26 protein-coding genes are annotated in these 17,899 nt (G+C 33.8%); 17 read left to right on the forward strand and 9 right to left on the reverse strand.

All coding sequences use genetic code 11. The annotated features are described in order from the left end of the window. The first annotated feature begins 9 nt into the window (after window positions 1-9). The 7 genes from B9N53_RS08835 (at window position 10) to B9N53_RS08865 (ending at window position 4,503) form a co-directional block, all read left to right on the forward strand. Complete coding sequence (locus B9N53_RS08835) at window positions 10-321, forward strand: STAS domain-containing protein (protein ID WP_094204592.1); 312 nt, start codon at window positions 10-12, stop codon at window positions 319-321. Next, complete coding sequence (locus tag B9N53_RS08840) at window positions 321-665, forward strand: ATP-binding protein (RefSeq protein WP_002835934.1); 345 nt, start codon at window positions 321-323, stop codon at window positions 663-665. The genes B9N53_RS08835 and B9N53_RS08840 overlap by 1 nt, the downstream gene beginning before the upstream one ends. Before the next feature lie 4 nt (window positions 666-669). Continuing rightward, window positions 670-1,446 (forward strand): SigB/SigF/SigG family RNA polymerase sigma factor, encoded by a 777-nt coding sequence (locus B9N53_RS08845; protein WP_002835933.1) that lies wholly within the window; start codon window positions 670-672, stop codon window positions 1,444-1,446. Beyond that, complete coding sequence (locus tag B9N53_RS08850) at window positions 1,447-2,058, forward strand: ABC transporter ATP-binding protein (protein ID WP_094204593.1); 612 nt, start codon at window positions 1,447-1,449, stop codon at window positions 2,056-2,058. Between the two features lies 1 nt (window position 2,059). Further along, entirely contained in the window at window positions 2,060-2,833 is a 774-nt protein-coding gene (locus tag B9N53_RS08855; protein WP_094204594.1) for an ABC transporter permease, read from the forward strand. 13 nt (window positions 2,834-2,846) lie between these two features. After that, complete coding sequence (gene fumC / locus B9N53_RS08860; RefSeq protein WP_094204595.1) at window positions 2,847-4,205, forward strand: class II fumarate hydratase; 1,359 nt, start codon at window positions 2,847-2,849, stop codon at window positions 4,203-4,205. Window positions 4,206-4,278: 73 nt separating this feature from the next. Continuing rightward, window positions 4,279-4,503 carry an LPXTG cell wall anchor domain-containing protein gene (locus tag B9N53_RS08865; protein ID WP_242432471.1) on the forward strand — a complete coding sequence of 75 codons (225 nt, stop codon included), beginning with the start codon at window positions 4,279-4,281 and terminating at the stop codon, window positions 4,501-4,503. A gap of 1,074 nt (window positions 4,504-5,577) precedes the next feature. Here B9N53_RS08865 and B9N53_RS08870 read toward each other — a convergent pair. From B9N53_RS08870 to B9N53_RS08880, 3 genes are read right to left on the reverse strand one after another with little or no spacing between them, the layout of a single operon-like run. Next, window positions 5,578-6,048 (reverse strand): GNAT family N-acetyltransferase, encoded by a 471-nt coding sequence (locus tag B9N53_RS08870; RefSeq protein WP_094204596.1) that lies wholly within the window; start codon window positions 6,046-6,048, stop codon window positions 5,578-5,580. Window positions 6,049-6,089: 41 nt separating this feature from the next. Further along, window positions 6,090-6,734, reverse strand: a complete 645-nt coding sequence (locus B9N53_RS08875; RefSeq protein WP_094204597.1) for a DUF3841 domain-containing protein — start codon at window positions 6,732-6,734, stop codon at window positions 6,090-6,092. Further along, window positions 6,734-7,390: a YoaK family protein gene (locus tag B9N53_RS08880; protein WP_094204598.1), complete on the reverse strand. Its 657-nt coding sequence runs from the start codon at window positions 7,388-7,390 to the stop codon at window positions 6,734-6,736. Before B9N53_RS08880 ends, B9N53_RS08875 begins: the two co-directional genes overlap by 1 nt. 119 nt (window positions 7,391-7,509) lie before the next feature. On the opposite strand from B9N53_RS08880, the gene B9N53_RS08885 reads away from it, so the two are divergent. The 4 genes from B9N53_RS08885 to B9N53_RS08900 all read left to right on the forward strand — a co-directional run bounded on the left by B9N53_RS08885 (window position 7,510) and on the right by B9N53_RS08900 (window position 9,699). Further along, window positions 7,510-8,604 (forward strand): sulfurtransferase, encoded by a 1,095-nt coding sequence (locus tag B9N53_RS08885; RefSeq protein ID WP_094204599.1) that lies wholly within the window; start codon window positions 7,510-7,512, stop codon window positions 8,602-8,604. After that, entirely contained in the window at window positions 8,604-8,993 is a 390-nt protein-coding gene (locus tag B9N53_RS08890; protein ID WP_094204600.1) for a hypothetical protein, read from the forward strand. Before B9N53_RS08885 ends, B9N53_RS08890 begins: the two co-directional genes overlap by 1 nt. 80 nt (window positions 8,994-9,073) lie before the next feature. Beyond that, a complete protein-coding gene (locus B9N53_RS08895) occupies window positions 9,074-9,262 on the forward strand; it encodes a type II toxin-antitoxin system HicA family toxin (RefSeq protein ID WP_002835924.1) in 189 nt (62 codons plus the stop codon). A gap of 38 nt (window positions 9,263-9,300) precedes the next feature. Then, on the forward strand, window positions 9,301-9,699 hold the full coding sequence (locus tag B9N53_RS08900; RefSeq protein WP_094204601.1) for a type II toxin-antitoxin system HicB family antitoxin: 399 nt from the start codon (window positions 9,301-9,303) through the stop codon (window positions 9,697-9,699). 77 nt (window positions 9,700-9,776) lie between these two features. Here the strand turns inward: B9N53_RS08900 and B9N53_RS08905 are convergent, their stop codons facing one another. Both B9N53_RS08905 and B9N53_RS08910 read right to left on the reverse strand, forming a co-directional pair. Continuing rightward, window positions 9,777-10,211, reverse strand: a complete 435-nt coding sequence (locus B9N53_RS08905; RefSeq protein ID WP_094204602.1) for a DUF3139 domain-containing protein — start codon at window positions 10,209-10,211, stop codon at window positions 9,777-9,779. Window positions 10,212-10,220: 9 nt separating this feature from the next. Then, a complete protein-coding gene (locus tag B9N53_RS08910) occupies window positions 10,221-10,619 on the reverse strand; it encodes a DUF3139 domain-containing protein (protein ID WP_094204603.1) in 399 nt (132 codons plus the stop codon). 107 nt (window positions 10,620-10,726) lie between these two features. On the opposite strand from B9N53_RS08910, the gene B9N53_RS08915 reads away from it, so the two are divergent. Genes B9N53_RS08915 through B9N53_RS08925 form a run of 3 tightly spaced genes read left to right on the forward strand, consistent with a single transcriptional unit; the run spans window position 10,727 to window position 11,298 of the window. Beyond that, window positions 10,727-10,912 carry a DUF1659 domain-containing protein gene (locus tag B9N53_RS08915; RefSeq protein WP_094204604.1) on the forward strand — a complete coding sequence of 62 codons (186 nt, stop codon included), beginning with the start codon at window positions 10,727-10,729 and terminating at the stop codon, window positions 10,910-10,912. Between the two features lie 11 nt (window positions 10,913-10,923). After that, a complete protein-coding gene (locus tag B9N53_RS08920; protein ID WP_094204605.1) occupies window positions 10,924-11,142 on the forward strand; it encodes a DUF2922 domain-containing protein in 219 nt (72 codons plus the stop codon). Between the two features lie 9 nt (window positions 11,143-11,151). After that, window positions 11,152-11,298 (forward strand): YvrJ family protein, encoded by a 147-nt coding sequence (locus B9N53_RS08925; protein WP_002835918.1) that lies wholly within the window; start codon window positions 11,152-11,154, stop codon window positions 11,296-11,298. Between the two features lie 128 nt (window positions 11,299-11,426). Here B9N53_RS08925 and B9N53_RS08930 read toward each other — a convergent pair whose 3' ends face one another. After that, on the reverse strand, window positions 11,427-12,551 hold the full coding sequence (locus B9N53_RS08930) for a transglutaminase-like domain-containing protein (protein WP_094204606.1): 1,125 nt from the start codon (window positions 12,549-12,551) through the stop codon (window positions 11,427-11,429). Between the two features lie 70 nt (window positions 12,552-12,621). Further along, complete coding sequence (locus B9N53_RS08935; RefSeq protein ID WP_094204607.1) at window positions 12,622-13,161, reverse strand: rhodanese-like domain-containing protein; 540 nt, start codon at window positions 13,159-13,161, stop codon at window positions 12,622-12,624. A gap of 220 nt (window positions 13,162-13,381) precedes the next feature. On the opposite strand from B9N53_RS08935, the gene B9N53_RS08940 reads away from it, so the two are divergent. The 3 genes from B9N53_RS08940 (at window position 13,382) to B9N53_RS08950 (ending at window position 16,872) form a co-directional block, all read left to right on the forward strand. Further along, complete coding sequence (locus tag B9N53_RS08940) at window positions 13,382-14,971, forward strand: potassium/proton antiporter (protein ID WP_094204608.1); 1,590 nt, start codon at window positions 13,382-13,384, stop codon at window positions 14,969-14,971. Window positions 14,972-15,047: 76 nt separating this feature from the next. Then, window positions 15,048-16,229 carry a cation diffusion facilitator family transporter gene (locus B9N53_RS08945; RefSeq protein WP_094204609.1) on the forward strand — a complete coding sequence of 394 codons (1,182 nt, stop codon included), beginning with the start codon at window positions 15,048-15,050 and terminating at the stop codon, window positions 16,227-16,229. A gap of 1 nt (window position 16,230) precedes the next feature. Further along, window positions 16,231-16,872 (forward strand): phosphatase PAP2 family protein, encoded by a 642-nt coding sequence (locus B9N53_RS08950; RefSeq protein WP_094204610.1) that lies wholly within the window; start codon window positions 16,231-16,233, stop codon window positions 16,870-16,872. A gap of 33 nt (window positions 16,873-16,905) precedes the next feature. Here the strand turns inward: B9N53_RS08950 and B9N53_RS08955 are convergent, their stop codons facing one another. Both B9N53_RS08955 and B9N53_RS08960 read right to left on the reverse strand, forming a co-directional pair. Continuing rightward, a complete protein-coding gene (locus tag B9N53_RS08955; RefSeq protein WP_094204611.1) occupies window positions 16,906-17,163 on the reverse strand; it encodes a hypothetical protein in 258 nt (85 codons plus the stop codon). Window positions 17,164-17,172: 9 nt separating this feature from the next. Continuing rightward, the gene (locus B9N53_RS08960; RefSeq protein ID WP_094204612.1) at window positions 17,173-17,673 is read right to left on the reverse strand and encodes an ECF transporter S component; all 501 of its coding nucleotides are present in this window, start codon (window positions 17,671-17,673) and stop codon (window positions 17,173-17,175) included. Window positions 17,674-17,899 lie beyond the last annotated feature (226 nt).

Here is a 17,899-nt window from a genome sequence, read left to right on the forward strand (position 1 = left end):
GAGAAAATTATGCAATTAAACTACGATATAGTCACAAAAGACGAAATAATTGTAAGAATCCAAGGTGATTTGGACATCAACACTTGCGACGAATTCAGAGATGATTTATTGGAAGAATACAAGAAAAATCCAAATGACATCAGAATTGATGCGACAGATCTTTCATTTATAGATTCAACAGGACTTGGTGCTTTGATAAAAGTGTACAACGAACTAAGAGATAATAACCACAAAATCTACATCGACAATATCAAAAAACACGTCAACAAAGTGTTCACTATAACTGAAATGGACAAGATTTTCGTAATAAAGGAGATATAATGGAAGAATTCAGATTAAGTTTTCAAAATGAAAAAGAAAATGTATCTCTCATAAGACTTTCAGCATCTTTCATTGCGATGAAGTGTGGATTTTCAGTGGACGATATTGAAGATATCAAATTGTGCGCAAGTGAATGCTTGAATTTACAAAGAAACAGATCCAAAATCATCGACTGTACAATGACTATTGACGATGAATCTTTAACACTAATCTTCAAATTAGATGGATTTAATCCACGTGAAAACAACGAAAAGGATAAAATATCGGAAATGATTATCCAATCTTTAATGGATGAATACGAAATCAATGGAAGTGAGATAAAAGTAATCAAGAATAGGAAATAATATTATGGCGAATAAATCAATTAGTAAAGAAGAACAGGAGAATATTAAAGAATTATTCTTGAAATTCCAAGAAACACGAGATAAGAAAACAAGGGATACTCTCGTTGAAAAAAACCTGTATATCGCTGAAATATTAGCTAAAAAATACACAGGAAGGGGAATCGAATACGATGATTTGTACCAAGTCGCATGTATCGGACTGATCTATGCGATTGACCGTTACGATCCATCAAAAGGCTACGAATTCTCATCCTATGCAACTCCTACAATAGTCGGAGAAATCAAAAAATATTTCAGAGACAAAGGCTGGGTCATCAGAGTTCCACGCAGAATTCAAGAACTCAATAAAAAAGTTGCCAACGCCAAGATTCACCTTGCACAAACCATGCAAAAATCTCCAACAGTTGAAGACATCGCAGATTACTTGTCGATATCTAACGAAGAAGTTTTGGAAGTGTTGGAAGGGGCGAAGGTGTACGCTCCACAATCATTGGATCAATCAATCGATCAGTCAAGTGACGACAGGGATACTAATCTTAGCGATTTGATTGGAGAAGAAGACAAGGACATGCTGAAGTTTGAAAACAGAGATTTAATCAACAGATGCATGGAGGATTTGAACGAAGTTGAAAAGAAAATTCTTCTTGGAAGATATTTTGATAAGAAAACACAAATCGTGATTGCAGAGGAATTGGATATTTCGCAAATGACTGTCAGCAGAATGGAGAAGAAAATTCTCAAAAAATTCAAGGCGTCACTCAAGGAGCAACTGGAATTTTAAATGGAAATTTTGAGATTTGAAAATGTAAAATTCATCAAAGAGTACGATGATTTTTCTATAGATAAAAACGAAGTAGTTTTCGTTGTTGGTAAGAGTGGAAGCGGTAAATCCACTCTTCTCAAACTTATCAACAACACATTACAAATGAAATCGGGCAGAATTTTCTACAAAGATAAGAATATTTTGAATATCAAACCTGTTGAATTGAGAAGAAACATCATAATGACTTCCCAGGAAAATTTCTTGTTTGATATGACTATAAGAGAGAATTTCCATGAGTTTTACAAGCTACGCGATTTAGAAGAATTAACTGACGATGAAATCACGAAGTTTTTGAAAATCACTAATTTCGATGTCGATTTGAACCTCAATGTTGAGAAACTTTCCGGAGGAGAAAAGCAAAGGGTGTTCTTGGCTATTGCACTTAGCTTAGATCCTGAGGTTTTGTTATTGGATGAGCCGACAAGTGCTTTGGATAATAAGACTGCATTTGATATGATGAAAAATATCGTGGATTACTGTAAACACAACGACATCACACTTGTAGTTGTGAGTCACGCTAGACAATTAGTCGACGAATTTGCAGATAAAATAATCGATTTGGGAGATTAAAATGGGAATAATTAAAATACCATGGACAAGGTTCGTTCTGATTTATTTGCTTTTGTTAGTTGTGTTATTCGTAATGAAGAAATGTCGTATCAACAAAACAAAAATGCTAGTTGTAGCAAGTGTTCGTATGACTGTCCAACTTATTATCGCAGGTTTCATCCTAACTTATGTTATAAATGCGAACAACAATTTATTTGTAATAATTTACATATTGGTAATGGCGACATTCAGCAGTTTAAAAGTTTTCAGAGGAAATCATTTATCTGACAAATTCAAGGTGATAATAGGACTTAGCATACTATTTTCGGGATTACTTGTGGAGTGTTTCTACGTGGGATTTGTCATCAGAAAACCGATTTTGGATGCACAATACGCGATTCCAATTTCTGGAATGCTTTTCGGAAACACAATGACTGCTGTGAATTTGGGAGTAAATTACTTAAACGAAAATCTGAAACTAAACAAAAACAAAATCACAACACTAATTAATTTGGGAGTAAGTGCAGACACAGCACTTATTCCTATTGTGAATCAATCCGTAGAAATGGCGATACTACCTAATTTGAACAGTATGATTGCGATGGGAATTATAAGTCTTCCTGGAATGATGACAGGACAAATCTTATCCGGAGTTAGCCCAAACACTGCGATAATTTATCAGATTTCTGTGATGATAGCCATCTGCGCAAGTGTAAACATTGCAAGTTTCTTGTCGCTTTATTTGGGATACAAAAGTTTGATTAATAATAGAGAACAAATAAATTTTGAATTATAATTGGAGGAAAAAAATGAGAATTGAAAAGGATTCTATCGGTGAAATCGAAGTAAGTGACGATGTTTTGTGGGGAGCACAAACTCAAAGAAGTTTCAACAATTTTAAAATTGGAACAGAAAAAATGCCACTTGAAGTCATCAAAGCGCTCACAAGATTAAAAAAAGCGTGTGCGATTTCTAATAACAAATTGGGAAAACTTACAGACGAAAAAAAGGATTTAATTGTGGGTGCATGTGATGAAATCTTGGATCACAAACATGACAGCGAATTTCCACTAGCTGTGTGGCAAACTGGATCTGGAACGCAATCCAACATGAATGTGAACGAAGTTATCGCACACATCGCAAACAAAAAGATTGGTGACAACATCATTCATCCTAACGATGATGTAAACAAATCCCAAAGTTCCAACGATACATTCCCATCTGCAATCCACATTGCACTTAAACACATGATTGATTCAGAACTAATCGAAGAATTAGAAAACACTGAAAAAGTCTTGGAAAAATTGATGGAAGAAAACAAAGATATCATCAAAATAGGACGTACACATTTGCAAGATGCAGTGCCTCTAAGATTGTCACAAGAAATATCGGGATGGCTTTTCATGATTAGAAAAGGCAAACAACACATTATTGAAGCAAGCAAAGCGTTAAACGAACTTGCAATTGGAGCTACAGCCGTTGGAACAGGACTCAACGCAGTTAAAGGATTCGACCAAATGGTAGTAGATGAAATAAATGCCCAAACAAATGGAGAATTCATCACTGCAGAAAACAAATTCCACGCACTTACATCAAAAGATGCAATAAGCTATACTCATGGAGCAATCACAGCCCTTGCTAATAATTTGATGAAAATTGCAAATGATGTGAGATTTTTGGCGAGTGGTCCAAGATGTGGAATCGGCGAATTATCAATTCCAGCAAATGAACCGGGCTCATCAATCATGCCTGGCAAAGTAAATCCAACACAAGCAGAAGCGTTGACTATGGTTTGTGTACAAATAATGGGCAACAATACGACAATTCAAGTCGCAGCAAGCCAGGGAAATTACGAACTAAACGTATATATGCCTGTGATTATATATAACGCGTTGCAATCAGTACGACTAATCAAAGATGCTACAAAATCTTTTACAGATAATTGTCTAAGAGGACTCAAAGCAAACAGAGAAGTCATCGATTATTATTTGAACAATTCGTTAATGCTAGTCACAGCCCTTAACACCAAAATTGGCTACGACAAAGCTAGTACAATCGCAAAATATGCACACAAAAACAACACAACACTTAAACAAGCTTCCCTTGATTTGGAAATTCTAACAGAAGAAGAATTTGACGAATACGTCGACCCTACAAAAATGTGCTAGTTAAAAAAATATTTTATATTGAAAAATAATAATATAAAATATATAATAAGTATGAGGGTAATGGGGGGAGAATATGAAAAAGAAATTAACGATATATGTGGTAGCAGTGATGACGTTTCTGATGCATATTGGATATGACATAAGCTACGGCGAAACAGAAAATAATATAATGTTGGCTAGTACACAAACTTTGCCAAAAGCAGGCATAGACAACGAGCATATTTTAATAAGCATCGCTTGTTTAATAATCATTACTGGTGCATTTTTTGTGTTTTTTAAAAAAAGAGAAAAGAAGTAAGTTATTGATTTACTTAGATAGGAAAACTCATGCAGTTAAGCATATCGCAAATATGCTTAGCTGTTTTTTTGTTGCTTAGGTAGGTGAATAATTGCATTGCTAACATAGGTAAGTTTACGCAGTTAAGCATATTGCACGAATATCTAGACTACAAAAATAAATAAATCCTAAGCTCATAAGCCTAAAATCGCAAACTCGCTGACGCTCAAACAGTGCGATTTTTGACGGCTTATTTCACTTGGATTTATGTTTATTTTCTCCGTATGATATTCTTAGCAATAAGGCTTAACTGCTTTTTTTGTTGCTTATTAAAATACTTTATAGGGAAGAATAAAGATGTGTAGAAAACCAAAATTACAGGTAATAATCTACGGAAAATTTTTAGAGTCAAGTTGGTCGGATTTTTCCAAGGAAAATCTGAATGTAATTTTGGTAATCTACTTTTTATAATTTATCAACATACTTGGTTTTGAAATGGGGAATTTTGTGTAGAAGAAGTTTGTTGTTTGAATATTTATTGCTTAGATAGGTAAACTCACGCAATTAGGCATATTGCACGAATATCTAGACTACGAAAATTTGTTATTTCTAAATCTCGAAACCCTAAAATTTGAAGCTCACTACGTTCGGCGGTCAAATTTTAGCCGGGTTTCTTCGATTTGAAACAACTTGAATTTTCTCCGTATGATATTCTTAGCAATAAGGCTTAACTGCTTTTTTTGATGCTTATTAAAATACTTTATAAGGAAAAGAAAAGATGAGTAGAAAACCAAAATTACAGGTAATAATCTACCTTGTATTTTTTAGAGTCAAGTTGGTCGGATTTTTTCAGAAAAATCTGAATGTAATTTTGGTAATATACTTTTTGAATTTATCTACATAGATTGTTTCAGCTCTAAATTTAAAAAATCATCAAGCACGAATATCTAGACTACGAAAATAAATAAATCCTAAGCTCATAAGCCTGAAATCGCAAACTCGCTGACGCTCAAACAGTGCGATTCTTGACGGCTTATTTCACTTGGATTTATACTTATTTTCTCCGTATGATATTCTTAGCTTTGGATGATTTTTTTATTTGCCAAGGAATTTTATATAAATTTGGCAAGGGTTCCATTCATCCCACAAATCTGGGAATACTTCTAGTTTTTTATAGCCCATGGCTTGGTAAAAGCTGTTGGTTATGTCGTATTCTTCGTAGTGACCTGTTTCTACTGTTTTTACTTGTGAATAGATGTATCCTAGTTTTCTAGCCAAATTTTCATAGGCTTCATTTAATTTTTTTCCTAGCCCTTGACGGTGGAATTTCTTTTTGATTCCCATTACAAATATATCCGCACAATCTGGGCTTGTATTATTTAAAACTACAAAACCAACAGGATTTTCTTCTAAAAAGCACGCTAAAAATGGCTTGTTTTGGGAATCTACGATATATTCTTCAGTGCTTTCTGGCATGCCGAACCATTCTGGCAAGTCATTCAAGACTTCTCTCGATATTTTTTCTTTTTCTTTTTTATCTACTATTTCTTTTATAATAAATTCCATATTTTTCATTTCCTTTTCAATTATATTGTATCAATTAATTTTTACAAATAATCTATTAAATTTTCTTCTGATATATCTATTGGGTCGTCATGGTAGTATACTTTGACTATCATGTCTTCTGTGATTTCCCAGATGTTTCCTTGGACTGCGAAAATGTTCCATTCATCGATGTCGAAGATTCGTTTGTAGCTTTGGTAGATTTTTTTGTATTCTTCAGGATACAAATATCTATAATCTTCGGAGCCTATTATAAATGGGTTGGGCATTTTGTTATCTTTTAAATATTTGTAGTACTGTTTCAAATCTTCTTCATTTAATGGTACATAGTGGTTGTTGAGGACGTAGTCCCATTTTGCTCCATCTAGATAGACTATCTTTTCTGCGGGTACTTTGAGGCAATACGCTACGGAGTTTTCGTCTGGTTTCATGCAGTTTTTGTTACTAACTGAGCACCATATTGGTAGTTTTACATCATCAGGTTTTGGGACGATTTGTTCTGCTTGTTTGACAAAATAGGTGTATTTTTCTCTAAAAAACTCATAGATGTCTCCCAAATGTTCACTTGCGTATTCCAATTTGTTTATGAATCTTTTTTCTTTTTTCAATACGTCTAGTGATCTTTTATCTTGCATTGTGTAAAGCATTACATATCCATTTGTTTCATTTGGGTTTTTCATTTGTTTCATTATTTGTTCCTTTCTGTTTCGTGCATTATGATGAATGCGATGAGTATTATGACAGGAAGTATGAGTATTGATTTTGTTGAGTAGACAATTGATGTTAATGTTCCGATTATACAACCTAGTATGAATATCAAGATTGCAGAATATGTCGTAAATGATGCTTTGAGTAGGTTGTTATCTTTTGTGTAGAAGTAGTCGATGAGTCTGTCGGTTGCTTTTTTCAAATTACCTGTGCACATTGTGGTCATTAAATCCACTCCATTAAATCTTCGAAACGCTTCGATTTGCATTGCGCACACGAATGATATGAGAAGACATGCTAATTTGTTCAAATTTTCTGGGATAAATCCAACTAATGCAAGGATTATTCCTTCAAAAACTATGATAACTTGTCTCCAATGTACGATTTTCATGTATTTGTGCTTTTTTTCAAATATTCTAACCAGAGTTGTCCCCAAAATGAATGCGATAATCGGCATAACATAGCGCACTATTTTGTCCAAATTCCCGTAGCAAATATTAATCGAGAGTAGTACGAGATTTCCTGTTTGTGCGAATGCGAAAACTCCACCACGTGTTACGTAGCTATAACTATCCAAGAACCCTCCGATTAGTGTTAGTATGAACATAATTTGTAAACTTTCAGATTTTTGTGTCATTAAATCACCTGCTTATTTGATTACATTATACCATTTTTTCATTTATAGAAAAAACCAATAAATGATTTTAAAATAATATGGTAAAATAAATTTGTAACAAATTAATTCTAGGAGGAATTATGAAAAAACTATACAAATTATTGCTATTAGTTGCCGTTGTTAGCATGGCTTTCACATCATGTGCTAAAAATGACGACAAAGATAACACTAAACAAGAACAAAAGACTGAACAAAAAACAGAAGAAAAGGTTGATGAAAAGAAGGAAGAATCATCAAATAAAGAAGTTGACAGAGAAATCTTCGTCAATCCACAATATGTAAAGGATGTAATCGACGGAAAAAGCGATGTAAAAGATTACGTTGTAGTTGAAGCAACTTGGGGAGAAGCTAAGGACAGCCCAGATTATTTGAAAGAAAATGGTCACATCAAAGGTGCCATCCATGTTAACACAGATTCAATCGAAGTTGGTCCAGTGTGGAATTTGAGATCTCCTGAGGAAATCGAAAAAGCATTATTATCACAAGGAATTACAAAAGACAAGACAGTTATAGTTTACGGACCAAATACTGGAGCAACAAGAGTTGCATTCACTTATATGTATGCAGGCGTTGAACACGTTAAGATTTTAAACGGTGGAATTAAAGCTTGGAAAGATAAAGGATTTGAAACAGAAACTACTGAAAACAAACCAGTCGCAGTAACTGATTTTGGAACAAAAATCCCAGCTCATCCAGAATATTTGATTTCTTTGGATCAAGCAAAAGACAAGCTTGAAAACGACAAGAACTTCCAATTAATTTCAATCAGAAGTGAAAAAGAATGGAAGGGAATTGAATCAGGATATTCTTACATTCCAAAAGATGGTGAACCAAAAGGCGCATTGTGGGGTAAATCAGGAAAAGACAACTCTGATATGTCTTTCTACACAAACCCAGATGGAACTTACAAATCATTTGATGAAGTTAAGAAAATGTGGGAAGAACAAGGAATATCTACAGACAAAGAAATGTCATTCTACTGTGGAACAGGTTGGAGAGCAACTTTGCCTTGGTTTATAGCATTTGAAAACGGATTGAACCCAACAATCTTTGATGGTGGTTGGAACGAATGGCAAATGCATAAAGAACTTCCAGTACAAGTTGGAGATCCTAAAGACAAGGACGTAGAATTCACAACAGTTGACAAATTACCAAACGACAAAGCAACAAAATAATGAAAATATTTAGAAGAATTTTATCTGTAATACAAATCATAGCTTTGTTTGCGATATTTATCGTGCATTATTTCACCAAACACAAAATGGGAATGCAACGACACGTAATGTACAAAAACATGATGTTCGAGCAACTTGTCGACATGAATATCGTAATTCCAGTTATAATAACAGTGTTTATACTGATGTTTGTGTATTTGACTTACAAAATCATCAAGCACAAAACATCCAAGCTAGAATACGTGCTGTTCGTGAATCTTTCAGTATTTGCAATATTAATGGCGGTATTTGCCAAAAATATTTTCGAATTGGATTACAACGTAGCAATCATCCTATCAGCAGTCGTTGCGCTACTACAATTTATAAAAGCAACAAGCTCATCTTATTAGGTGAGCTTTTTGATTGGGAAAAATTATCCATAATATTGACACGTGTTTTATACGTGTTATAATAATTATGGAGGCTAACTATGACGTCAAAAACCTCAAGAGAGATAATAAAAATGCTCAAAAAAGATGGCTGGTATTTGGTTAGCGTCAATGGCAGTCATCACAAGTTTAAACATCCTGTGAAAAAAGGGATTGTAACTGTTGCACATCCACAAAAGGATTTTACAACAAAAACTTTAAAGAGCATATACAAACAGGCTGGTTGGTAAACCAGCCGCTATCTCTCGAAATTTAGGAGTGTGATATTATGAAAAATGATATTTTGTATCCAGTTGTAATGAGCAAGGAAGATGGAGGATATTTTGCTCAATGCTATGATTACGAAGAAATTTATGCTGAAGGAGATACAATTGAAGAAGCATTGAAAAATATCAAGGAAGTTTTTGGATTAATTTTTTATGATCTTGAAGAAGATGAATACAAGAAAGCTTCTAATATAGAAGATATAATGAAAGAACTCAAAGAAGGAGAATTTGTCGTTTATGTCAATGTGTGGTTACCTTACGAATTTTCTAAAGTAAAAGTTGTGAATACCAAAAAAACACTTACTATTCCGAATCACTTGAACATGCTAGGACAATACAAAAACATTAATTTCTCCAAAATTCTCACCGAAGCACTAGAAAAAGAATTGAATGTGAAATAATACTACATCAATCTAAATACAATTTATAAAAACAACAAGCTCATCTTATTAGATGAGCTTATTTATTTTGTGGGCAATTATTTCCATGTATTTAAACAGTTTTGATATTTGATATAATCAGCGAACGGCTTTCTTGCAAGGTAATTGTGATTGTCGTTCATGTTTTTTTCTTTTTCTAATTTTTTATCATAAGCAAAACAAAACATCTTATTGTAGTTGTTTTTTCTAGGGTTCAAATAAACATTGGAGTACAAGAAATATCGGTACTCGTATTGTGTATTGGGATCGTCTTTGAAATATATCGTAAAACTTGTAGTGTTCTTACTTGGTTCACTATTTTGTTCGATTGATTTGATGTTCGATCTGTCTGTTCCTTGTAAAGCGAGGACTTGGTCAAGCTTTTTGTTTGCGAAATGGTTTTGAATTGGATGATCAACAACCCACCACACAACATTGTAAATTACAAAAATACAGATCACAATTTTGACAAATTTGAATAATTTATTTTTCATATTCACCTCTTAATACCATCCATCAGTGTATTTCATGTATTTTGCCTTTTTGAAATAAGTGTTTCCAATAGGACTTCCAGTAGCGTATTCGTAAATTGAAACATTGATTTTGTCGGTATCTTCAAACAAATGCGGCAAATTAGACAAGCTAAAATAAGTCAAATGATAACTGTAACGGTATTCAACCAATGGATCATCCTTGAAAATCACATAAAAATCATAATCTCCATTTTTATAATTATATCCCGATGAAATCTTCAAAATATTATCTTTGCTTGTTCCTTGCTTTTCCATAAAAGAATACAGCTTGTGTTTGCCACAAAAATATTGAACTGGGTGATTGTAAGTCCATCCGACAATTAAGTAAACGACTACAATTGTAAGTAGAATTTTAAATAACCTTTTCATAAATTTCACAACCTTTCTTGTGTTAATTACATTATACCCAAATTTTTCAAAACAGAATAGTAATAACGCCATCGTCAATGTATGTATAAATGAAAGGGGGAGTGAAAATGAAAAAATTAAAAATCACTTCAGTATATGATGCAAACGGAACACAAAAGAAAAGTTCCAAAACATTCAGTAACTTAAAATCAGGAGTTACTAACGAAAACTTGAAAACAGCAGCATACACTATCAATTCATTAGTAGATTCTAATGAAAAACACGCGTATGTAGTAGAAGAAACAGAACTTTAGGAGGTATTTAGATGCAAGAATATTTACAAATCAAAATAGGCAATGATTCAAATGAAACCATGACTATCAACTTAACCAACTATGATCGTGCAAAAACTGATGAACAAATCAAAAACGCAATGGATCAAATCTTACAAACAGAAGTATTCACTGGCAAAACAGCTGTCTACAACAAGAAAATCTCAGCAGATATCGTAACTGTAGACAAGAAACCAATGAATATACAATAAGGATAACACATGGACGAATTCTTAAGTTTTGTCGGTAACGTCGGCTTTCCCATTTCAGTGACAGCATTTCTTCTAATCAGAGTTGAATCCAGATTAGAAGACATCAAAATTTCCATTGAAAAGCTCAACGCCATCCTCACTAACTTAAACAGATAACCTTAATTTCATATATCATTTCCTAAAATTTTTCTAACAAAACGGTAAGTCTCACACGAGATTTGCCGTTTTTTGGTATGAAAAAAATCGGCTCACTAAGAGCCGATTTTCTTACTTAAATATACAATTTATTTTGCTTCTTCAAATTTGATATTATATTCAAAATCTGCTGGATTGTAATAATCAAGAGCTTTTCCTTCTACTTCAGCGTATGGATAACCAAAGTTATTAAGTGGTTTGTCATCTTGTTTTGGTTCAAGAGTAAGATCACGACCTGTAGTTAATGCTACACGAAGTGAATCCATTCCGCCCCAATAATAATCAGCAAGTTCTTTTGTTTTTTCATCAGATTTGTCTAATTTTTGTTTCAAAACAGCTTTCAAAACATCGCCTGGATCTGCTTTTACCCAACCTTGACCTTGAAGGTAGAATTCAGACCAGCAGTGTTGACCTTTAGTCATATCATCAGAAGCTTTCTTGCTCATTCTTACACCGAAGATTTCACGTGCAGGAACGCCAGCAGCTCTACACAAAGATACGAAAACTGAGTGGATATCAGTACATTTTCCTTGTGGATGATCCAATAATTTTTCAACTTCACCAGTACCGCAACCTTTTACAGATTCGTCACGATTCATATTAGCGATAGTCCAATCGTAGATTGCTTTTACCTTGTCCAAATCAGTAGTCTTGCCTTCAGTGATTTTGTCAGCAAGTTCTTTTACTTTGCCATCAACAGGCATCATGCTGTTTGGTTGTAAGAATTCTTTAAGTTCGTCCTTCTTAGCTTGGTCTTCTTTTTCAGTAAGTTCTCCTCTTTTGATTTCCTTACGGTCAGCATCAAAAGATAATGAAACCTTACGATCAGTAGCTTCATTGTCCCATTCAACATAAAGCATTTTGTTTCCTAACTTGTCAGTAGTTTGTTGTTGTTTAGCGTGAGCTTCATCCAAATCTACCTTTACATTAGTAATTTTTTGGTATTCTGAATCTTGTGGAATTGGTAACCATAATTTTACAGATTTACCCTTATCGTATTTTGACAAATCAACATTTGTTGTCAAAGTTCCTTTTCTTTCTGCGAAGTTTTCTTCTTTCTTTTCTTCGTCTTTTTTAACTTCTACCTTATTAGTGTCTTCCTTTGCAGTTTCTTCCTTCTTAGTTTCAGTAGTTTCTTGTGAGTTATTCTTAGCACAAGCTGATAAACTAACCACAAATACCAATAAAAGTAAAATCTTTAATGCTTTTTTCAAAAAAACATCCTCCTTTATATATTTTTACATAAAATTAGGCAATATATGAAATATTGCCCAATTAAATATCTTATTTTGCTGCAGAACCTTCGATTTTATATCCTGCATCCATCCAAGCAACAATTCCACCTGGTTGACGATATACATTTGTAAAACCAGCTTCTTTTGCGATAACTGCGCCGACATCACTTCTTGCACAGCCAACAAAACCACAATATACAACTACAGTTTTGTTTTTGTCTTCGCCCAAAGCTTTCAAGAAAGCTTCTTTTTGTTCTGGTTTTATTTCGTCAGCTTTCATAGGCAATTCAGCATTTACAGCTCCAGGAATTCTGTTTTTGTCAAAAGATTTAGCAGGCATAGTGTCAACTATAACCATGTCTTTCTTTTGATCAATCCATGAATTCAAATCTTCTGTAGATACAAGTTCATATCCACCTTTATTGACAGCTTTTACAAGTTTCATACTTGCAGTTTCAATTTTTTGTTCGTTACCGTCTTTTGCAGTTCCAGGACCTTTGTTATCAGCTCCAGGAGCAGCCTTTTGGCAACCAGTTGCCAATACTAAAATCATTGCAAACAATGTCAAAGCTTTAATGAATTTCTTCATTATGTAATCCCTCCTAAAATATTCTATATACTTATTATATCGTAAAATTTGTATTCCATTTATTGAAATAATTTATAAATGGGCTGTTTTCATGGTAAATTTGTGTCATTTTCTATAAATGACATACAATTAATAGATTTTTTATACAAATAATCAATTTACGATTATGATATACTATAATTAATTTATCATTCATTTATAAATTTCCCAAGGAGGGTTTATGTATATTTTAATCGTGGCAGTTGTGCTTTTGTTGGCGCTTTTGGCTGTTAAATTTTCAAATAGATATGGTATTCCGTCGTTTCTATTGTTTATTATTTTAGGAATATCGTTTAATTTTTTAGGAAAAGATTTCAATAATTACAGGTTTGTGGACGAATTTTCAAGCGTTGCGCTTTTGATTATTATGTTCTACGGTGGTTTCGGTACGAATTTGCAAATGGCAAAATCAGTGACAACACAGGGAGTTATCATGGCAAGTGCAGGTGTTGTGTTAACGTCTGTTCTTACGGGAGCTTTTTGTTATTTTGTACTTAGAATCAGTTTCGTGGAATCCATGCTTTTAGGATCCGTTGTAGGTTCCACGGATTTTGCTTCGGTGAGTTCGATTTTACGAAGCAAGAATTTGAATCTCAAATACTCCACTGCATCCATGCTTGAGATTGAAAGTGGTTCTAACGATCCGACAGCTTACACTATGACGATGATTTTCTTGTCGATTTTGATGGGGTCAAAGACTTCTGTGTTCAAACTGATTTTGCTTCAAGTTGGAATTGGGCTGTTGGTAGGATTTTTGATGGCAAAATTAACCGAAAAATTGATTTTCAAGATAGATTTCTCACAAGACGGTCTGTTCACTGTTCTGATTATTTCCTGTGCACTTCTAACTTTTGCGATTAGCAAGAATTTGGGAGGAAATGCGTTCTTGTCAGTGTATGTACTGGGAATTATGATTGGGAATTTGGAATATTATAGGAAGAAAGAGGTTGTGTTCTTCTTCGACGGTTTTTCGGGAATAATGCAGATTGGTTTGTTCTTTTTGCTGGGACTTTTGGCAGATCCTAAAAGCATCGTGAGGGCTGTTCCTGTGGCTTTCTTGGTGATGGTTTTTATCACAATTATTGCAAGACCATTGGCAAGTATTTTGCTTTTGAAACCTTTTGGCTATAAGAAGAATCAACTTATTGTAATTTCTGCGGCGGGTTTCAGAGGCGCAGCTGCGATTGCGTTTGCGATTATGGTTATCAACAGTAACGCAAAGTTATCTGTGGATTTGTTCCACATAATTTTCGTGATTTGTCTGTTGTCTTGTTTAATTCAAGGCTCACTTTTTCCGATTATTTGTAGGAAAACCGATATGATTGATCCCGACGATACTGTCCTTAAAACTTTCAATTACTACAGCACTAAAAGCGATGTTGGTTTTATCGAAACTAAAATAAATGAGCACAGTGAACTTGTAGGAAAAAAGGTTAGCGAGATTGGGCTTCACTTCGATATAATTGTTGCAAAAATTATAAGAGATAACAAACTTGTAGTTCCACGTGGTGATACTGTGATTTGTGCAGATGACACTGTTGTAATTGGCGGCAAATCTTATTTTGATCCGACAGGTTACGGTTTGGTTGAAATCACAATCAGCGACAAAAACAACTGGAATGGTAAAAAGTTAAAGGATATCGACATGATTGATTCTGAACTTGTGGTTATGATTCAATCAAAGAATGGCGAAATCATCGTTCCTTCGGGCAATGTTACGCTTAATGTTGGGGATAAGTTGATTATTCTAAAAGAAACGGTAAGATTGTAAATATTTTGTTAATTGTGAACATTTGATATAAACTCTGATATAATAATAAAATAATTACATTTTAAGGAAGGATTTTATGATAGATTTTTTGATTCAAAAATTTGTTAAAAATTACGAGGACACGCAAAGCTTCACTACGCGTAGATCATACGGGAATTTGAGCAGTGCTGTGGGATTGTTCATTAACTTATTTTTGTTTTCTACTAAACTAATAATAGGATTACTCACTAATTCCATAGCGATAATGGCTGATGCTATCAACAATTTATCGGATTGTTTCAGTATTATTCTGATGGTTCTAAGCTTTAGTATGAGCACGAAACCCGCCGATGAAAAACATCCGTACGGTCATTCACGATTGGAGTACATCTTCTCGTCATTGATTACGATTTTGGTCATTTATATCGGGGTGAAATTGGTCGTTGCATCATTTAAGAAGATTATTCATCCAGAAATTATCACATTCAACATATATTCGTTGATTGTTCTAATAGTAGCGATTGTGGCGAAGTTTTGGCTAAGCAAATTTTATTACAAAATTTCCAAGAAAATCGACTCAGATTTGTTGATGGCGACATCTGTGGATTCAAAAAGCGACTGCATATCCACATCCATCGTACTTATTTCTGTCGTAGTATTCAAATTGACAGGACTTAATATCGACGCATACATCGGACTTTTGGGTGGTGTTATCATCATCAAAAACGGATTTGAAATGATAACTGACACTGTGGACAAACTTTTGGGAACGGGTGCATCTAGAAAATTCGAGCGAGAAATCATCGATTTCATCACATCTTATGACGGAATTTACGGTGCACACGATTTGAGAGTTCACGATTACGGCCCAGGTCACATCTTCATAACTGTGGATGTGGAAGTGGATAGTTCCGAAGAATTCATCAAACTACATTCACTGGCAGATAGAATTGAAAGGGATTTGATAGAAAAAAAGGGCGTGTATTCGACGATTCACATGGATCCGTTGGCAGTAAACAATCCGAAAGTTCAAAACTTGCACGAAATTGTCGAGAAAATCATCACCGATGTCAACGAAGATTGGATATTGAACGATTTTAGAATTTGTCCGAAAAAAGAAGGCGACGAGATGATTTTTGACATCAGAGTAGATATAGATGAGAAAATGGAAGACAAGGAAATAGTTGATATTGTGAAAGGCAAAATCCTATCGCAAATCACTGACTATAAGCCAATTATAGCTATTACAAGAGGATATCAAAGAAGAAACTTTTATTAAAATGAAAAACATTAAACGAATTTACGATCAAAACCCACTCAAATTCATACTTGAAGTCTATGCAGTTTATTTGGTGTGGTTTTTTGCAATGGAAAAAATACCCAATAGAAATTATCACATAGTATATTCTAAACTAGACGACTACATTCCTTTTTATAAACCAGCGATACTTATGTATTCGTCGTGGTTTCTGATGCTAGTGATACCATTTGTGTATCTATTAAAGAGAAAATCATACGATAATATGTACAACATAATCATTCCGATGTTTTTGGCGATGTACATATCTTTGATAATTTATGTGATATATCCGACAGCACTTGACATCAGAGTAACAGACATCACTGGAAATGATATTTGTGCGTGGATAATAAAAGGAATTCACAAGATAGACCCGCCGAATAACGTGTGTCCAAGCATTCACGTGTCGACAACCGTGATAATCGACAATCAATTTCGAAAAATATTGAAAAATAATGGAAAACTCAAAGTATTGTTCGTGTTGTGGGACGTTGGAATCTGCATAAGCACAATACTTGTAAAACAACACAGCATCATCGATGTGATGTGTGGAATTATCCTCGCACACGCGATACTTTTCGTATTCAACAAAAAACAAAACACAGCCTCATCACTAAATTAGTGACAGGCTGTGTTTTTTGGTTTGTAGAATAATTTATTTGTTTGAAACTGGAAATACAAATGATAATATCATTAAAATCGCAAACGCGAAAATTGATATTACATTGATTATAATGTGAATTAGTCTGAAATTTTTGTTGGATATTTGATTTCTTAGAGCCAAATTCAAAATAGCAAACGGAATCAAATACAACAAACAGAATCCTTGTTGACCGAATCCATCAAAAAATATCAGTCCGATTAATACAATAATTTGTGCCAAATAAGAAAATAGTATTAGTAATTTCTTCATAAAATGCTCCTAGTTTTTCAACATAGACTCAGTTATTTTCAAAAATCTCTTCCAAATAAGAGCAAATATAACGAAATTCACTGCGGCTTGGACTGAGTTTGGAAGAATTGTAGCGATTGCTGTTTTGTTTCCGTAAAGAATTACAGATGTGAAGTAATATCCCACAACCATCACCAATTCACAGATAACTCCCGCAGTTAGAACTGTGGATGTTTTTTGGTTGTTGATTTTTTTCAAGAACAATCCCATTACAAGCGCCATCAAACCTTTGACTACGAATGTAAATGGTGCAAACGCTGCATATCCAAGCAACAAATCTGCCAAGCTTGAGCCAAACGCAGCGGCAATCATTCCGATAACTGGTCCGAATGCGACAGTGGATAATAATATAATGAAGTCTCCAAGATTAACGTAACCCATCGCAGGGGACACAGGGATTTTGATTACCATTGTAAAAAACGTTGTAAGCGCGATGAAAATCGCTGCTGTAGTTATTTTTCTAGTGTTCATTTAATCCTCCTCATTATATATTATAGAGTATTTATGTGGTGGTTAATAGTAACAAATTCTGAAAAATTTATGGTAACAGATTTGATAATAAAATTTGTTTGAAAAAATATTTTTGAAAAATAATGTAACAAACACGCTGATTTTACACATTATTATTCAATTAAATAATAAAAAAACAATGAACAATAAATGTTATCAGTAATTCGTCCAAATAAAACGACTTAAT

Origin of the sequence: Finegoldia magna (assembly GCF_002243175.1) — a bacterium.
Classification (GTDB): domain Bacteria; phylum Bacillota; class Clostridia; order Tissierellales; family Peptoniphilaceae; genus Finegoldia; species Finegoldia magna_J.

What these genes read in the sequence shown, in the direction of transcription:
- B9N53_RS08925 (WP_002835918.1), top strand. Translation starts at nt 11,152, where the DNA reads ATGGACGAATTCTTAAGTTTTGTCGGTAACGTCGGCTTTCCCATTTCA.
- B9N53_RS08880 (WP_094204598.1), bottom strand. Translation starts at nt 7,390, where the DNA reads ATGACACAAAAATCTGAAAGTTTACAAATTATGTTCATACTAACACTA.
- B9N53_RS08850 (WP_094204593.1), top strand. Translation starts at nt 1,447, where the DNA reads ATGGAAATTTTGAGATTTGAAAATGTAAAATTCATCAAAGAGTACGAT.
- B9N53_RS08940 (WP_094204608.1), top strand. Translation starts at nt 13,382, where the DNA reads ATGTATATTTTAATCGTGGCAGTTGTGCTTTTGTTGGCGCTTTTGGCT.
- B9N53_RS08935 (WP_094204607.1), bottom strand. Translation starts at nt 13,161, where the DNA reads ATGAAGAAATTCATTAAAGCTTTGACATTGTTTGCAATGATTTTAGTA.
- B9N53_RS08900 (WP_094204601.1), top strand. Translation starts at nt 9,301, where the DNA reads ATGAAAAATGATATTTTGTATCCAGTTGTAATGAGCAAGGAAGATGGA.
- B9N53_RS08915 (WP_094204604.1), top strand. Translation starts at nt 10,727, where the DNA reads ATGAAAAAATTAAAAATCACTTCAGTATATGATGCAAACGGAACACAA.
- B9N53_RS08890 (WP_094204600.1), top strand. Translation starts at nt 8,604, where the DNA reads ATGAAAATATTTAGAAGAATTTTATCTGTAATACAAATCATAGCTTTG.
- fumC (WP_094204595.1), top strand. Translation starts at nt 2,847, where the DNA reads ATGAGAATTGAAAAGGATTCTATCGGTGAAATCGAAGTAAGTGACGAT.
- B9N53_RS08870 (WP_094204596.1), bottom strand. Translation starts at nt 6,048, where the DNA reads ATGGAATTTATTATAAAAGAAATAGTAGATAAAAAAGAAAAAGAAAAA.
- B9N53_RS08960 (WP_094204612.1), bottom strand. Translation starts at nt 17,673, where the DNA reads ATGAACACTAGAAAAATAACTACAGCAGCGATTTTCATCGCGCTTACA.
- B9N53_RS08865 (WP_242432471.1), top strand. Translation starts at nt 4,279, where the DNA reads ATGAAAAAGAAATTAACGATATATGTGGTAGCAGTGATGACGTTTCTG.
- B9N53_RS08855 (WP_094204594.1), top strand. Translation starts at nt 2,060, where the DNA reads ATGGGAATAATTAAAATACCATGGACAAGGTTCGTTCTGATTTATTTG.
- B9N53_RS08950 (WP_094204610.1), top strand. Translation starts at nt 16,231, where the DNA reads ATGAAAAACATTAAACGAATTTACGATCAAAACCCACTCAAATTCATA.
- B9N53_RS08885 (WP_094204599.1), top strand. Translation starts at nt 7,510, where the DNA reads ATGAAAAAACTATACAAATTATTGCTATTAGTTGCCGTTGTTAGCATG.
- B9N53_RS08910 (WP_094204603.1), bottom strand. Translation starts at nt 10,619, where the DNA reads ATGAAAAGGTTATTTAAAATTCTACTTACAATTGTAGTCGTTTACTTA.
- B9N53_RS08955 (WP_094204611.1), bottom strand. Translation starts at nt 17,163, where the DNA reads ATGAAGAAATTACTAATACTATTTTCTTATTTGGCACAAATTATTGTA.
- B9N53_RS08920 (WP_094204605.1), top strand. Translation starts at nt 10,924, where the DNA reads ATGCAAGAATATTTACAAATCAAAATAGGCAATGATTCAAATGAAACC.
- B9N53_RS08840 (WP_002835934.1), top strand. Translation starts at nt 321, where the DNA reads ATGGAAGAATTCAGATTAAGTTTTCAAAATGAAAAAGAAAATGTATCT.
- B9N53_RS08895 (WP_002835924.1), top strand. Translation starts at nt 9,074, where the DNA reads ATGACGTCAAAAACCTCAAGAGAGATAATAAAAATGCTCAAAAAAGAT.
- B9N53_RS08905 (WP_094204602.1), bottom strand. Translation starts at nt 10,211, where the DNA reads ATGAAAAATAAATTATTCAAATTTGTCAAAATTGTGATCTGTATTTTT.
- B9N53_RS08875 (WP_094204597.1), bottom strand. Translation starts at nt 6,734, where the DNA reads ATGAAACAAATGAAAAACCCAAATGAAACAAATGGATATGTAATGCTT.
- B9N53_RS08945 (WP_094204609.1), top strand. Translation starts at nt 15,048, where the DNA reads ATGATAGATTTTTTGATTCAAAAATTTGTTAAAAATTACGAGGACACG.
- B9N53_RS08845 (WP_002835933.1), top strand. Translation starts at nt 670, where the DNA reads ATGGCGAATAAATCAATTAGTAAAGAAGAACAGGAGAATATTAAAGAA.
- B9N53_RS08835 (WP_094204592.1), top strand. Translation starts at nt 10, where the DNA reads ATGCAATTAAACTACGATATAGTCACAAAAGACGAAATAATTGTAAGA.